Source organism: Pseudomonas sp. LBUM1660, from assembly GCF_059695935.1.
On record NZ_CP166795.1, the window covers coordinates 5,995,532 to 6,010,685 of the forward strand.

Here is a 15,154-nt window from a genome sequence, read left to right on the forward strand (position 1 = left end):
CGAGGGAGCTTGCTCCCGTTCGGTTGCGCAGCAGCCGCAAAACGATTGGGAGCGCTTCGCACTCCAGCGGGAGCAAGCTCCCTCGCCACAGGGCCATCAGTCTTTCAGAGGGTTTTGACCGATGCCGGATTGATCATCCGCGCCAACCCAAGGTTCTTCAGCGCCAATTGCAGCGAGCTGTGGATAACTTGCGGGTTGTCGATGGTCATCAGCTCGGCCAGTAATTCCTTGGCCTTGCTCAGATTGATCTGACGCAGCATCCACTTCACCTTCGGCAAGTTGGTGGCGTTCATCGACAGGCTGTCGAAGCCCATCGCCATCAACAGCACCGCCGCCGCCGGGTCACCGGCCATCTCGCCGCAGATGCTCACAGGCTTGCCTTCGGCGTGGGCGTCACGCACGACGTTCTGCAACGCCTGGAGCACCGCCGGGTGCAGGTAGTCGTAAAGGTCGGCAACACGCGGGTTGTTGCGGTCCACCGCCAGCAGGTATTGAGTCAGGTCGTTGGAGCCGACCGACAGGAAGTCCACCTGCCGCGCCAGTTCCTTGGTCTGATAGACCGCCGCCGGAATCTCGATCATCACGCCAATCGGCGGCATTGGCACGTCGGTGCCTTCGTCGCGGACTTCGCCCCAGGCCCGATGAATCAGGTGCAGGGCTTCTTCGAGTTCGTGGGTGCCGGAGATCATCGGCAGCAGAATCCGCAGGTTGTTCAAGCCTTCGCTGGCCTTGAGCATGGCACGGGTCTGCACCAGGAAGATTTCCGGGTGGTCGAGGGTGACGCGAATGCCACGCCAGCCGAGGAACGGGTTGTCTTCCTTGATCGGGAAGTACGACAGCGATTTGTCGCCGCCGATGTCCAGGCTGCGCATGGTCACCGGTTGCGGGTGGAACGCGGCGAGTTGCTCGCGATAGATCGCCAACTGCTCCTTTTCGCTCGGGAACCTCTGGTTGATCATGAACGGCACTTCGGTGCGGTACAGACCGACACCTTCGGCACCACGCTTCTGCGCTCGCGCAACGTCCGCCAGCAGGCCGGTGTTGACCCACAGCGGCATGCGATGGCCATCGAGGGTCACGCATGGCAAGTCGCGCAGCGCGTCCAGCCCGAGGGCCAGTTGCTTTTCTTCCTCGACCACTTCGGCGAACTGCTTGCGCAGCACTTCGCTGGGGTTGGTGTAGACCTCGCCGTGGTAGCCGTCGACGATCATCTGGATGCCGTCGACCTTGGAATACGGCAGGTCGACCAGGCCCATCACCGTCGGGATGCCCATGGCTCGCGCCAGGATCGCCACGTGGGAGTTGCCGGAACCGAGTACCGACACAAGACCGACCAGCTTGCCTTCCGGCACCTCGCCGAGCATTGCCGGCGTCAGTTCTTCGCTGATCAGGATGGTGTTGTCGGGGTAGACCAGAGTCTGCTGACGTTCTTCCTGCAAGTAAGCGAGCAGACGGCGGCCAAGGTCCTTGACGTCCGAGGCGCGCTCACGAAGGTAGGCGTCGTCCATCAATTCGAAACGGTTGACGTGTTCGGTGACCACCTGACGCAACGCGCCCTGGGCCCACTGGCCGGTCTTGATCACGGTGGTGATTTCGCTGCCCAGCGAAGCATCGTCGAGCATCATCAGGTAGACATCGAACAGCGCGCGCTCTTCCGGGCGCAGCTGATTCGCCAGCTTGGCGGACAAGGCACGCATGTCGGCGCGCACGCCTTCGATGGCGGTCTTGAACAGGCCGAGTTCGGCTTCGATGTCGGTGATGGTCTTGTCCGGCACCACGTCCAGATCGGCTGGCGGCAGCATGACCACTGCCGTACCGACCGCCGCACCCGGCGAACCCGGTACACCGACAAACTTGGCTTCCTGGATGCCTTTGCCCTGACGGCCCAGGCCACGGATCGAACCGGTGGCTTCGGCGTGGGCGATAACGCCGGCGAGCTGCGCGCTCATGGTCACGAGGAAGGCTTCTTCACCTTCATCGAACTGGCGGCGTTCTTTTTGCTGAATGACCAACACGCCGACGACGCGGCGGTGGTGAATGATCGGCGCCCCAAGGAAGGAGGCGTAGCGCTCTTCACCGGTCTCGGCGAAGTAACGGTAGCGCGGGTGATCCGCGGCGTTTTCGAGGTTAAGGGGTTCTTCACGCGTGCCGACCAGGCCAACCAGACCTTCGTTGGGTGCCATGCTGACTTTGCCGATCGAGCGCTTGTTCAAGCCCTCGGTGGCCATCAGCACGAAGCGGTTGGTCTCAGGGTCAAGCAGGTAGACCGAGCAGACCTGGCTGCCCATGGCCTCTTTGACGCGCAACACAATAATCCCCAACGCCGCCTTGAGATCCTTGGCGGAGTTAACTTCCTGGACGATCTTGCGCAGCGTATTGAGCATGGCTCGGGGTCGAACTCCGTCGTCAGTCGCGCGTTAAAAGGCGCGGGGCAAGCTCTTTGAGAGCGCGTCGATACACCTCGCGCTTGAATGTCACCACCTGGCCCAACGGATACCAATAACTGACCCAGCGCCAGCCATCGAATTCCGGTTTACCGGTCAAATCCATCCGCACCCGCTGCTCGTTGGAGATCAGGCGCAGGAGAAACCACTTCTGTTTCTGGCCGATGCACAGCGGTTGGCTGTGCGTCCTGACCAGACGTTGCGGCAAACGATAGCGCAACCAGCCCCGGGTGCAGGCGAGAATTTCAACATCTTCGCGCTCAAGACCCACTTCTTCGTTCAACTCGCGGTACAAGGCGTCTTCCGGCGTCTCCTGGGGGTTGATCCCGCCCTGTGGAAACTGCCAGGCATCTTGATTGATACGGCGAGCCCATAGCACCTGTCCGGCATCATTCGTGAGAATGATCCCGACATTGGGGCGGAAACCATCGGGGTCGATCACGGCAACAACCTCGCAAACGCATGTCGCCGCATTGTTCCACAAAGGTTGTGAAGGCAGCAACGAGCCGACCTACCTTATGTGCACTCTTGTGAAAAGTCCGTATTCTGGACGCCTTTCTACAGACTTTTCAGCGAGTAACTGCAATGCGGCTGGCTTTATTCGACTTGGACAACACGCTTTTGGGCGGCGACAGTGACCACGCCTGGGGCGATTACCTGTGCGAACGCGGCTTCCTCGACGCCGTCGCCTACAAGGCACGCAACGACGAGTTCTATCAGGACTACCTGGCCGGCAAGCTGGATAACGATGCCTATCTGAACTTCTGCCTGGAAGTCCTCGGCCGCACCGAGATGGCCACGCTGGATCAATGGCACCTGGATTACATGCGCGATTGCATTGAGCCGATCGTGCTGCCCAAGGCGATTGAATTGCTGGCAAAGCACCGAGAGGCTGGCGACAAACTGGTAATCATCACCGCCACCAACCGCTTCGTCACCGGGCCGATTGCCCAGCGCCTGGGAGTTGAAACCCTGATCGCCACGGAATGCGAGATGGTTGATGGCCGTTATACCGGGCGCAGCACCGATGTGCCTTGCTTCCGGGAAGGCAAGGTCACGCGGTTGAATCGTTGGCTGGAAGAGACCGGGTATTCGCTGGAAGACAGCTATTTCTACAGCGATTCGATGAATGATTTGCCGTTGCTGGAGCAAGTGGCGAATCCGGTGGCGGTTGATCCTGATCCGAATTTGCGGGCTGAGGCCATGAAGCGTGGCTGGCCGGTAATTTCGTTGCGCGATTGACATTGCTTTCGCGGGCAAGCCTGCTCCTACGGATCACCTAAACCCTGTAGGAGCGAGGCTTGCCCGCGAATGGGTCAACGCGGTCCAACGCCTTAAACAGGCTTGGCACCCATCAACCCGGCAATGGCGATAAAGCAGACAAAGCTGAACAGCGCGAGGGCGAAGGTGAACTTCCCGTTCCCTCCCGGCGCCTTGCGCAGCTTGTTAAGCCGCACCAGCAACCAGAACCACCCCAACGCCGCCAGGGTGTAAAGCACACTCGACGCCAGCAACCACGTCTGCCCCAACGGCCAGCCCACCAGATGCACCATCCACCAGCCGGTGAATGGCATGCTCAGCAACGCCAGGCCCATCAGCAGCCAAACGAACACCCGAGGCCTTTGCAGCGTGCGTGCCGCAGCAGTCGCATCGCCACGACGCCGCGTTTGCCAAACCCATATCCCCAAGCCCAGCGCACAGCCCAATAATATTGCCGTCGCCGCGGTGTGCGCCATTTTCAGGGCGGTTAACGTTTCCATTGTTCGATTTCCTTATGACCTGCCCATCAGCGTAGCCACTCAGCCAAGAAACAGCTTATAGGCCGGGTTGTCGCTTTCGTCCCAGTACGGGTAACCGATTTCTTCCAGTGCCGCCGGCACCAGATGACGTTCGTCGTGCGGCACTTGTAGACCCGCGACCACGCGGCCATCCGCAGCGCCATGGTTGCGGTAGTGGAACATCGAGATGTTCCAGCGCCCGCCGAGTTTGTTGAGGAAGTTGAACAGCGCGCCCGGACGTTCCGGGAATTCGAAACGCAGAATCACTTCATCGACCACGTGTGCCGCACGACCACCCACCATGTGGCGAATGTGCAGCTTGGCCAGTTCGTTATCGGTCAGGTCCAGCACCGGAAAACCCTGCTCGCCGAGGCTGGCGATCAGCGCACTGCGCGGGTCGGTTTCCGGGTGCGTCTGCACGCCAACGAAGATGTGCGCTTCGCTGCCAGTGTTGTAGCGGTAGTTGAATTCGGTGATCTGGCGCTTGCCGATGGCCTCGCAGAACGCCTTGAAACTGCCCGGTTTCTCGGGGATGGTCACGGCAATGATGGCTTCACGACCCTCGCCCAGCTCGGCGCGCTCGGCAACATGGCGTAGGCGGTCGAAGTTGACGTTGGCACCGGAATCGATGGCGACGAAGGTGTGCCCGGTGACACCGCGCTGCTCGACATACTTCTTGATCCCGGCCACGCCCAGGGCGCCGGCAGGTTCGGTGATCGAGCGGGTATCGTCGTAGATATCCTTGATCGCCGCGCAGATTTCGTCGGTGCTGACGGTGATGACTTCATCAACGTAGTCTTTGCAGATGTCGAACGTGTGCTGACCGATCTGCGCCACCGCGACGCCATCGGCGAACAAGCCCACGGTTGGCAGCACCACGCGCTCGCCGGCCGCCATGGCCGCTTGCAGGCAGTTGGAATCGTCCGGTTCGACGCCGATGATTTTGATTTCAGGGCGCAGGTATTTCACATACGCCGCGATCCCGGCGATCAACCCGCCGCCGCCCACCGGAACGAAGATCGCATCCAGACGCCCGGGGTGCTGGCGCAGAATTTCCATCGCCACGGTGCCCTGCCCGGCAATGGTATGGGGATCGTCGTAGGGGTGAATGTAGACGTAACCTTTTTCGTCGACCAGTTTCAGCGAGTAGGCCAGGGCTTCCGGGAACGAATCGCCATGAAGCACCACTTTGCCACCGCGCGAACGCACGCCTTCGACCTTGATTTCCGGGGTGGTCTTGGGCATGACGATGGTCGCCTTTACGCCCAGCACTTTCGCCGCCAGCGCCAGGCCCTGCGCGTGGTTGCCCGCCGAGGCGGTGACCACGCCGCGAGCGCGCTCCTCATCGCTGAGCTGGGTCAGCTTGTTGTAGGCGCCGCGAATCTTGAACGAGAACACCGGCTGCAAGTCTTCACGCTTGAGCCAGATAGCATTGCCCAGCCGCTCGGAGAGCTGGCGGGCCGTCTGCAATGGGGTTTCTACGGCAACGTCATAAACGCGCGAGGTGAGGATCTTTTTGACGTACTGTTCGAGCATCGGAAAGCATCACTGAGCGGGTTGGGCAGGGCCAAGGAGTCTAACCCGGCTTTCGGGCGGACGACCACACTAAACAGGTGGTTTTACCGTCCCCGGAAGGGATCATGAGCCTGTAGGAGCGGGGCTTGCCCGCGAAGAGGCCGTCACATCCAACATAAATGTTGGCGATAAGATCGCTTTCGCGGGCAAGCCTCGCTTCTACAGGTAACGGTCGTGGCCCGCCAATCGGGCAATGACCTTCCCCGGCGCGAAGCCTATAATGCCGGCCTTTCGTTCTCTCCTTCGGCACCTCGGAGCCCGCATGACCCAGGATCAACTCAAACAGGCAGTGGCTCAGGCCGCCGTCGACTTCATCCTCCCGAAACTCGACGACAAGAGCATCGTCGGGGTCGGCACCGGCTCCACCGCCAACTGCTTCATCGACGCCCTGGCCAAGCACAAAGGCGCATTCGATGGCGCGGTCGCCAGCTCCGAAGCCACCGCCGCCCGCCTCAAGGGCCACGGCATTCCGGTGTATGAGCTGAACACCGTCAGCGACCTAGAGTTCTATGTCGACGGCGCCGATGAAAGCGACGAGCACCTGAACCTGATCAAGGGCGGCGGCGCGGCCCTGACCCGCGAGAAAATTGTCGCGGCCGTGGCCAAGACCTTTATCTGCATCGCCGACGCCAGCAAACTGGTGCCGGTGCTCGGCGCGTTCCCGCTGCCGGTCGAAGTGATCCCGATGGCCCGCAGCCACGTGGCCCGCGAGCTGGTGAAGCTCGGCGGCGACCCGGTCTACCGTGAAGGCGTGTTGACCGACAACGGAAACATCATCCTCGACGTGTTCAACATGCAGATCACCAACCCGGTGGAGCTGGAAACGCAGATCAACGCGATTGTGGGCGTGGTCACCAATGGCTTGTTCGCGGCGCGTCCGGCGGACTTGCTGCTGCTGGGCACCAGCGAAGGCGTGAAAACCCTCAAGGCCTGATAGTTCGCCGCCCCGTAGGAGCGAAGCTTGCTCGCGAAGAGGCCCTGACACTCGACATAATATGTTGAATGTCAGGGCCTCTTCGCGAGCAAGCTTCGCTCCTACAATTGGTTTGCGGTGTTGGTTAGGGTTGCGGTGGTTTTTTGAAGACGTAGAACAGGTTCGGCTCGCTCACCAGGTACATCGTGCCGTCGTCATCCATGGCAATGCCTTCCGCTTGCGGCACGGTCTTTTCCAAGCCCTGGCGCCCTTTGCTCAGCGACATGGTGCTCAGCGGGCGCCCGTCCACATCCAGTTCCAGAATCAGCCGCGACTCGTCGGACAGCGCAAGCAAATGGCCGCTGCGCTCGTCGTATTGCAGGCTCGACAGGTCTCGCACGAACATCCCGGCATCGCGCTTGGGGTTGTTGACCACGTGCACCGCGTAGGATTTCTCCGGGTTGTAATGCGGGAAGCCCTGCACTTCGTAGATCAGCATCGGGTCGCGCTCCTTGGCGACAAACAGACGCTTGCCCACCGAATCGTAAGCCAGGCCCTCGAAACCCTTGTTGCCGCTCATGTGCACACCGAGGGTCATCTGCTCGGCATCCGCCGCGTCGAGAAACATCGTGTCCTTCTCCAGATGAATCTTGATCAGTCGTTGCTGGCGTTCGTCGGTAATCACGTAAGTGTCGGCGCTGATGAACTCCACCGCCTCCGGGTCGCCGAAGCCAACCAGCGCAACGCGTCGAATGATCCGCCCGTCCAGCGACAGCTCGATCAACTCGGCGTTTTTGTTGGTGACGGTAAACAGGCTTTTGCGCACCGGATCGAAGGTCAGCGCCGACACATCGTCGTTCAGCCCGTCGATGACCCGGGCTTCGATGGCTACCCGGTATTGATCCAGACCAATGGACTCGCTGCTGAGCGGTTTCCAGAGGGTGTGCAGGTTGAACCAGGCGCGCTCGAACAGACGCATGTATTGGCCAACCGCAACCAGCGCAACCAGCGCAACCAGCGCAATGACTGTCAGGATCAAAATAAGGGGTTTGGGACGGGCAAGTCGGCGCATTCAGGCGAGCTCGGAAACAGAAACAGGCGGATGAAATATCACACCTGTATGAATTCAAGCTTAATGGCCAACGGCCTTGAACCACAACTTGCGAATTCGGGCGCCTATTTCTGCTTTTCGAAACGGTAGAACAGGTTGGGCTCACTCACCATGTAAAGCGTACCCGCCTCGTCCATGGTCACGCCTTCGGCCCGCGGAATGGTCTTCTTCAAGCCATTGAAGCCACCCAGCAAGGTCATGAAGCTGACCTGCTCGCCCTTCTCGTCCAGTTCCAGCAACAAGTGGGAATCGGCTGACAGCGCCAGGGTGTGGCCCGTTCGCGGGTCGATGGCCAGCCCCGACAGGTTGCGGATATCCAGTTCGTCATTGGCGAGCTTTTGCTTGTCGCCCTTGAGGGTCTGGCTGCCGTCGCTTTTCCAGCTGAACAGCGCCGGTGGGCGTTCCTCACCCAGCAGGATCTGCTGATTGCGCGGATCATAGACGATGGCTTCGAAGGCCTTGTTCTGGTCTTTCGAAGGGCCGAGGTCGTATTTCGGGAAGTTGGCGATGTTCAGTTCGCGAGTGTCGGCATCGACCTTGACGATGGAGAGCACGTGCTCACGCTCATCGACGATGGCCAGCAGACCGTTGCCCATTACGGTCAGGCCTTCCGGATTGCTCCAGCCCACCAGCGGCATTTTGCGCAAGACGTCGCCCTGCAAGGTCAGCTCAACGAGGAACGGGTTCTTGCCCATGACCGAAAACAGGGTTTTGGTGTGCGGGTTGTAGGCCAGGTCCGACGCCTCGTCCTTCTCCATCCCCGGTAGCAGCTTGGCGTCGATTACCGCACGGTAATCCGGCAGCCAGATACTTTCCTGACGCGCGGTCGGGCTTTCAAAACGCTCATGAAGCCAGAGCACACCGCGATCATCCCAATGCATCGCAAAGGCGAGGCCATAAGCGGCGGCCGCCACCAGCAAAAGCCAGGAATACCAACGCATGACAAAGCGCGAGCGGCGGGCAGTTTTGACAGTGGGCAGCGGTCGGGTGGCCATTCAGGATGCGTTCCAGAAATTCAGGCTACGGGTAATAGCACAATTGGGACCGGCTCAGACGCCGGAATCCGCGGAATTATCCAGACTCGATGTGAAAAAAACGGGAAATGGCGGGAAAGCCCTGCGTGGGCAACAACAAAATTAATGTGGGAGCGAGCCTGCTCGCGATGAGGCCGTGTCAGACAACAGAGATGTTGAATGACAGACCGCTATCGCGAGCAGGCTCACTCCTACAGGGGTTTTGCGGTGTTCGGTTAGCGCACGCTGGTGGTGAAGCTGCTCGCGCCGGGCAATTCGATCACCAGCTCATCACCGACATTCAGCGGGCCGACGCCCACTGGCGTGCCGGTCAGGATCACGTCACCGGCCTGCAGCGAGAAGCAGCCGGCCATGTGCTGGATCATCGGCACGATCGGGTTGAGCATGGCGCTGCTATTGCCATCCTGGCGCACTTCGCCGTTGATGGTCAGGCGGATGCCAATGTCGGTCAGATCAGCGAACGTGCTGCCGGACACGAACGGAGCAATCACCGCCGCGCCGTCGAACGACTTGGCGATTTCCCAAGGCAGGCCCTTGGATTTCAGCTCGGCCTGCTTGTCACGCAGCGTCAGGTCCAGGGCCGGGGCGAAGCCGGAGATCGCATCGAGTACTTCTTCTCGGCTTGGCTTGGTCGACAGAGGCTTGCCGATCAGCACCGCGATTTCCGCTTCGTAATGCACTGAGCCACGCTCGGTCGGAATGCTGAAACCGCCGTCCAGCGGCACCACGCAACTGCCCGGCTTGATGAACAGCAGCGGTTCTGTAGGCACCGGGTTGTCCAGTTCCTTGGCGTGTTCGGCGTAGTTGCGGCCGATGCACACCACTTTCCCGAGCGGGAAGTGAATACGCGTGCCGTCGACATACTGGTGCTGATAGCTCATTACCGACTCCTGTTTCGTAGCGCTTAAATTCAAAAGTCAAACAGCGAAGATTTTGCCCGGATTCATGATGCCGTTCGGGTCGAACACCGCCTTGACCGCTTTCATGTACTCGATCTCAACCGGCGAGCGGCTGTAGGTCAAGTAATCACGCTTGGTCATGCCCACGCCGTGTTCGGCGGAAATCGAGCCGTTGTACTTCTCGACGGTTTCGAACACCCACTTGTTGACGGTGGCGCACTTGGCGAAGAACTCGTCCTTGCTCAGGTTTTCCGGCTTGAGGATGTTCAAGTGCAGGTTGCCGTCGCCGATGTGGCCGAACCAGACGATTTCGAAATCCGGGTAGTGTTCGCCGACGATCGCGTCGATTTCCTTCAGGAACGCCGGGACTTTCGACACAGTGACCGAAATGTCGTTCTTGTACGGCGTCCAGTGGGAAATGGTCTCGGAGATGTATTCGCGCAGCTTCCACAAGTTCTGCAGCTGGGTTTCGCTCTGGCTCATCACGCCGTCCAGCACCCAGCCCTGCTCGACGCAGTGCTCGAAGGTTTCCAGGGCGTGGTTGGCCACTTCTTCGGTGGTCGCTTCGAATTCCAGCAAGGCGTAGAACGGGCAATCGGTTTCAAACGCCGCCGGCACGTCGCCGCGCGCCATGACCTTCGCCAGAGCCTTGTCGGAGAAGAATTCGAAGGCGGTCAGGTCGAGCTTGCTCTGGAAAGCGTGCAGCACCGGCATGATCGAGTCGAAATCGGTGGTGCCGAGGACCATCGCGGTGAGGTTTTTCGGCGCACGGTCCAGGCGCATGGTCGCTTCGACGACAAAACCGAGGGTGCCTTCGGCGCCGATGAACAGCTGACGCAGGTCGTAGCCAGTGGCGTTCTTGATCAGGTCTTTATTCAGCTCCAGCAGATCGCCCTTGCCGGTGACGACTTTCATGCCGGCTACCCAGTTACGGGTCATGCCATAGCGAATCACCTTGATCCCGCCGGCATTGGTGCCGATATTGCCGCCAATTTGGCTCGAACCCGCAGATGCGAAATCCACCGGGTAGTACAGGCCTTTTTCTTCGGCGACGTTCTGCAAATGCTCGGTGACTACGCCTGGCTGGCAGACCGCAGTACGGTCGGTCATGTTCACGTCGAGGATCTGGTTCATATAGTCGAACGAGACAACCACTTCACCATTGGCCGCTACCGCTGCGGCGGACAGCCCGGTTCGACCGCCCGACGGCACCAGCGCCACCTTGCGTTCGTTGGCCCAACGGACAATGGCCTGGACCTGCTCGGTGGTCTTGGGAAACACGATGGCCGTCGGGGCCGGGGCGAAATGCTTGGTCCAATCCTTACCGTAAGCATTCAGGGAGTCGGCATCGGTCAGCACCTTGCCAGGCTCAACCAGGGTCTTCAGCTCTTCAATCAGGGCAGGATTGGTCATCGACAGAACTCTCGAACAATTCATGGTCATCCTGAGAACGCTTCACGTCGCAGGAATGAGTGTTTAGCGGGGTGCGTATGCTAGCATACCGACCCCGCAGGGTAGTGCCCAACGGCTATTCTGCGGTAACGGCCTTCTTGCCGTTCGGGTCAGCATCTGTTGACCATTTCCTGCCATTTTTCTCCGGGATACAGGTTTACGCAGATGAGCAAGACTTCTCTCGATAAGAGCAAGATCAAGTTCCTTCTTCTCGAAGGCGTCCACCAATCGGCTGTCGACGTTCTCAAGTCGGCGGGCTACACCAGCATCGAGTACCTCACAGGTTCTCTGCCGGAAGCCCAGCTGAAGGAAAAGATCGCTGATGCGCACTTCATCGGCATTCGCTCCCGCACTCAACTGACCGAAGAGATCTTCGATCACGCGAAGAAGCTCGTGGCTGTAGGGTGTTTCTGCATCGGCACCAACCAGGTTGACCTGAACGCTGCCCGCGAACGCGGCATCGCGGTGTTCAACGCGCCGTACTCCAACACTCGCTCCGTAGCCGAGCTGGTGCTGGCCGAAGCGATCCTGTTGCTGCGCGGCATTCCTGAGAAAAACGCTTCCTGCCACCGTGGCGGCTGGATCAAGAGCGCGGCCAACTCCTTCGAGATCCGCGGCAAGAAACTCGGCATCGTCGGCTACGGCTCGATCGGCACTCAATTGTCGGTCCTGGCGGAAGGCCTGGGTATGCAGGTGTACTTCTACGACACCGTGACCAAGCTGCCATTGGGCAACGCCACTCAGGTCGGCAACCTGACCGAGCTGCTGGGCATGTCCGACATCGTCACCCTGCACGTTCCGGAAACCGCTGCGACCCAGTGGATGATCGGCGAGAAGGAAATCCGCGCCATCAAGAAAGGCGGCATCCTGATCAACGCGGCTCGCGGCACCGTGGTCGAACTGGACGCCCTGGCGGACGCGATCAAGGACAAGCACCTGATCGGCGCGGCCATCGACGTATTCCCGGTGGAGCCACGCTCCAACGACGAAGAGTTCGAAAGCCCGCTGCGCGGCCTGGACAACGTGATCCTGACCCCGCACATCGGCGGTTCCACCGCTGAAGCGCAAGCCAACATCGGTCTGGAAGTGGCAGAGAAACTGGTCAAGTACAGCGACAACGGTACCTCGGTATCGTCCGTGAACTTCCCGGAAGTGGCCCTGCCGGCCCACCCTGGCAAGCACCGCCTGCTGCACATCCACGAGAACATTCCGGGCGTGATGAGCGAGATCAACAAGGTCTTCGCCGAAAACGGCATCAACATCTCCGGTCAGTTCCTGCAGACCAACGAGAAAGTCGGCTACGTGGTGATCGACGTCGACGCCGAGTATTCGGACCTGGCGCAAGAGAAGCTGCAGCACATCAACGGCACCATTCGTTGCCGCGTGTTGTTCTGACAGCGACTTGAGTGACAAAAAAAGGAGCCCCTCGGGGCTCCTTTTTCATGTGCGCTATGCTGTCATTTAACGTTGACGGTGATCTCCTTCGACACGATTGGCGGGTCGAAGGCCATATGGTTCATGTCGCCCAACTCCAACTGCAAGGTGTGCTTGCCAGGTGTCAGCGTCAGCTCGGTTTCTGTCTGCGCCTTGCCGAAATGAACGTGATTGGCATCTGCCGGGATTACCGCCCCTGCAGCCACGACATTCTTGGCATCAATCAGCAAATGGTGGTGGCCGGTGTTCTTTGTGGTATCGCCGGCTGGCGCCAGCGCAACATTCTCGACAGCGAATTTAACCTTGAACGTTTGCGGGACAGTCCCACCATCTTCAGGAGAAACGATGGACACTTCGGCACCCTTGGGGGCCGGTGTTGCAGCACTGGCCAGCACCGAAACGCCCATCAATAGGCCAGCCAATGCTGCTCGTGACATAAACGTTTTCATTCTCTTCTCCAGTTTTTCCGTAAAATCCGCGTGGCCGAGACAACTTCACGGCCATTCGTTGTCGAAGGACCTCGACAACCATAGCAAAGCGAGCCTGAACCAGCGCATCGCGATAATGAATTCAAAGGAGTGACCATGCGTTTTTTGCCTGGCCTGATCTGCCTGCTACCCCTTCTGAGCCCTTTGGCTCATGCCGAACTGATTGACGATGTAAACGACCGTGGCGAATTGCGCATTGCTCTTGAGGCTGATACACCGCCCTTCAACTTCAAGGACGACGGCAAACTCACCGGCTTCGAAGTCGAATTGGGCCAACTGTTGGCCCGCGAACTGGATGTGCGCGCCGACTTTGTCGTGACCGATTCCAGCGATCTGCTGCCTGGTGTTGAAACTGGCAAATACGACATCGCCATCAACCACATAGCAATGACCCCGGAACTGAAGGATCGTTTCGACTTCACCGAACCTTACCTTCACACCAATGCGCAATTGATCGCGCAGAACGAAGAGCCGCGTTCGATCCTGTTGGTGCAGTCGCTGACGGAAGAAAAGCCGAAAACCGCCCCGGCAGTGGACCTGGCGATTCCGTTTCAGAAGGGTAATCCGGCGTTTCACGCCAGCCTGGAGAACGCGTTGCAACGGATCAAGGCGGATGGGCGTCTGGAGGCGCTGGAGCAGAAGTGGTTTGGGGCAGATACGAGTGAGGCGCCGAAACCCTGATCCCGGACTGACGACCAACCCTGTAGGAGTGAGCCTGCTCGCGATGAGGCCATGCCAGTCAACGGTGATGTTGAATGTTAGGCCGCTATCGCGAGCAGGCTCACTCCTACAGGGGGGATGTGCGGGGGGTTAGTCTTGCGCTGTCAATGCAGCGGACGCGTCAGCCAGCTCCAGCTCACTGAAAACCTGCACGCCATGACGCTTGAGCAACGCCGCCGTCACGCCTTCGCCGCTGACCTTCACGCCGCTGAAGCTCCCGTCATACGTCAGAAGATTCCCACACGACGGGCTATTAGCCTTCAGCACAGCGATCCTGATGCCGTGCTTTCGCACCAACTCCAACGCCTGATAAGCCCCCGAGAGAAACTCGGCACTGACGTCCTCACCCTCGGTGGTGATGACAGAGGCGTGGCCATCCAGCACTTCGCCACCCTGCCCGCCCGGAATTTCCGCTGCGGCCCTGGGTGTTGGCAACCCACCGGCCACCTCCGGGCACAACGGCACCACCCGACCTTCATCGAGCCATTGTTGAAGCTGATCGAACGGCCCGCTCGCCCCGCCGTCGTATCGGACGCGGTGGCCCAGCAGGCAGCGGCTTACCAGAATTTTCTGCATGATCAGAATGGCTCGTTACCACGACGCCGAAACCACCCCGTCAATGACAGGCGATCCCGGGTCGCGGGCAGGACTTCGTGAGGCACCTCGCCCGACAGAAACACCACCAGGCATCCGCCAGTGGGCACCACGTCGTGTTCGACACCTTCCTCCAGGTACATGCGCAACTGGCCGCCGTGCTCGGGCAGCCAAGCGTCATTGAGGTAGATCACCGCGGAGACCATGCGCCGGTCGTCATCCCGAAAACGATCAACATGCTTGAGGTAAAACGCACCGGGCGGGTACAGGGCGAAATGGCTTTCGAAATCTTCCAGGCCCAGGTACAACCCGCGATTCATCGCCTCGCGCAGGCTGTCCATCAAGCTCAGGTAACTGTCGCACGCCAACGCCTGGCCGGGCTCGATCCACTGGATATGGTCACCGCGGATCCCCTCGCGAATCTCCGACGTCGGCCCGCGCCCCACGGCCGCCGGGGCCAGTTCGCCCTCGGCTGCACGTTTACGGCACTCAGCCGCCAGTTCCCGGGTCAGACCCAGAGGCAGGAAAATATTCTGCTGCGACCAGCCGCGCTCGGCCAGGTCGTCGACGATTCGTAACAGCAGCGGGTGATCAGAGGATATGGGCATGGCGCGCATAGTATTCCTGTGCCTGCAAATCCGACAGAGCCGCGCAGCGGAGGATTTGTCGGATTACTGATACGAATTCTCGACAAGTACGAAAGCCGCACGGA

General features: G+C 59.9%; 15 protein-coding genes. 4 read left to right on the forward strand and 11 right to left on the reverse strand.

Annotated features, from left to right (window positions below; genetic code table 11):
- Positions 1-104: 104 nt before the first annotated feature.
- Complete coding sequence (gene ptsP / locus ACA068_RS27890) at positions 105-2,384, reverse strand: phosphoenolpyruvate--protein phosphotransferase (protein ID WP_497306196.1); 2,280 nt, start codon at positions 2,382-2,384, stop codon at positions 105-107.
- Positions 2,385-2,406: 22 nt separating this feature from the next.
- Positions 2,407-2,886, reverse strand: a complete 480-nt coding sequence (locus ACA068_RS27895) for an RNA pyrophosphohydrolase (RefSeq protein ID WP_007945562.1) — start codon at positions 2,884-2,886, stop codon at positions 2,407-2,409.
- 143 nt (positions 2,887-3,029) lie between these two features.
- Here ACA068_RS27895 and ACA068_RS27900 point away from each other — a divergent pair, with 143 nt between their 5' ends.
- Entirely contained in the window at positions 3,030-3,686 is a 657-nt protein-coding gene (locus ACA068_RS27900; RefSeq protein ID WP_497306198.1) for a histidinol-phosphatase, read from the forward strand.
- 92 nt (positions 3,687-3,778) lie between these two features.
- On the opposite strand, the gene ACA068_RS27905 is transcribed toward ACA068_RS27900, so the two are convergent.
- Together ACA068_RS27905 and ilvA are read right to left on the reverse strand one after the other, a co-directional pair.
- Positions 3,779-4,204 carry a DUF2269 domain-containing protein gene (locus ACA068_RS27905; protein ID WP_497306199.1) on the reverse strand — a complete coding sequence of 142 codons (426 nt, stop codon included), beginning with the start codon at positions 4,202-4,204 and terminating at the stop codon, positions 3,779-3,781.
- A gap of 39 nt (positions 4,205-4,243) precedes the next feature.
- A complete protein-coding gene (gene ilvA, locus ACA068_RS27910; RefSeq protein ID WP_497306201.1) occupies positions 4,244-5,758 on the reverse strand; it encodes a threonine ammonia-lyase, biosynthetic in 1,515 nt (504 codons plus the stop codon).
- A 301-nt stretch (positions 5,759-6,059) separates the two neighbouring features.
- Here ilvA and rpiA point away from each other — a divergent pair, with 301 nt between their 5' ends.
- Positions 6,060-6,731 carry a ribose-5-phosphate isomerase RpiA gene (gene rpiA, locus ACA068_RS27915; RefSeq protein ID WP_102595075.1) on the forward strand — a complete coding sequence of 224 codons (672 nt, stop codon included), beginning with the start codon at positions 6,060-6,062 and terminating at the stop codon, positions 6,729-6,731.
- A gap of 124 nt (positions 6,732-6,855) precedes the next feature.
- Here rpiA and ACA068_RS27920 read toward each other — a convergent pair whose 3' ends face one another.
- The 4 genes from ACA068_RS27920 to ACA068_RS27935 all read right to left on the reverse strand — a co-directional run bounded on the left by ACA068_RS27920 (position 6,856) and on the right by ACA068_RS27935 (position 11,167).
- Complete coding sequence (locus tag ACA068_RS27920) at positions 6,856-7,782, reverse strand: SdiA-regulated domain-containing protein (RefSeq protein WP_497306203.1); 927 nt, start codon at positions 7,780-7,782, stop codon at positions 6,856-6,858.
- 104 nt (positions 7,783-7,886) lie between these two features.
- Complete coding sequence (locus ACA068_RS27925) at positions 7,887-8,816, reverse strand: SdiA-regulated domain-containing protein (protein WP_497306204.1); 930 nt, start codon at positions 8,814-8,816, stop codon at positions 7,887-7,889.
- Positions 8,817-9,070: 254 nt separating this feature from the next.
- Positions 9,071-9,736, reverse strand: coding sequence for a fumarylacetoacetate hydrolase family protein (locus ACA068_RS27930; RefSeq protein WP_497306206.1), 666 nt, complete (start codon positions 9,734-9,736; stop codon positions 9,071-9,073).
- A gap of 36 nt (positions 9,737-9,772) precedes the next feature.
- Positions 9,773-11,167, reverse strand: coding sequence for a D-2-hydroxyglutarate dehydrogenase (locus ACA068_RS27935; protein WP_497306208.1), 1,395 nt, complete (start codon positions 11,165-11,167; stop codon positions 9,773-9,775).
- 204 nt (positions 11,168-11,371) lie between these two features.
- On the opposite strand from ACA068_RS27935, the gene serA reads away from it, so the two are divergent.
- On the forward strand, positions 11,372-12,601 hold the full coding sequence (serA, locus tag ACA068_RS27940; protein ID WP_497306210.1) for a phosphoglycerate dehydrogenase: 1,230 nt from the start codon (positions 11,372-11,374) through the stop codon (positions 12,599-12,601).
- Between the two features lie 62 nt (positions 12,602-12,663).
- On the opposite strand, the gene ACA068_RS27945 is transcribed toward serA, so the two are convergent.
- Positions 12,664-13,089: a DUF4399 domain-containing protein gene (locus ACA068_RS27945; RefSeq protein ID WP_348124933.1), complete on the reverse strand. Its 426-nt coding sequence runs from the start codon at positions 13,087-13,089 to the stop codon at positions 12,664-12,666.
- Positions 13,090-13,224: 135 nt separating this feature from the next.
- Here ACA068_RS27945 and ACA068_RS27950 point away from each other — a divergent pair, with 135 nt between their 5' ends.
- A complete protein-coding gene (locus ACA068_RS27950) occupies positions 13,225-13,809 on the forward strand; it encodes a transporter substrate-binding domain-containing protein (RefSeq protein ID WP_497306212.1) in 585 nt (194 codons plus the stop codon).
- 129 nt (positions 13,810-13,938) lie between these two features.
- On the opposite strand, the gene ACA068_RS27955 is transcribed toward ACA068_RS27950, so the two are convergent.
- Both ACA068_RS27955 and ACA068_RS27960 read right to left on the reverse strand, forming a co-directional pair.
- Positions 13,939-14,424 carry a 2-thiouracil desulfurase family protein gene (locus ACA068_RS27955; protein WP_497306214.1) on the reverse strand — a complete coding sequence of 162 codons (486 nt, stop codon included), beginning with the start codon at positions 14,422-14,424 and terminating at the stop codon, positions 13,939-13,941.
- Between the two features lie 2 nt (positions 14,425-14,426).
- Positions 14,427-15,059, reverse strand: coding sequence for a 2OG-Fe(II) oxygenase (locus tag ACA068_RS27960; protein ID WP_497306216.1), 633 nt, complete (start codon positions 15,057-15,059; stop codon positions 14,427-14,429).
- Between the last annotated feature and the right edge of the window lie 95 nt (positions 15,060-15,154).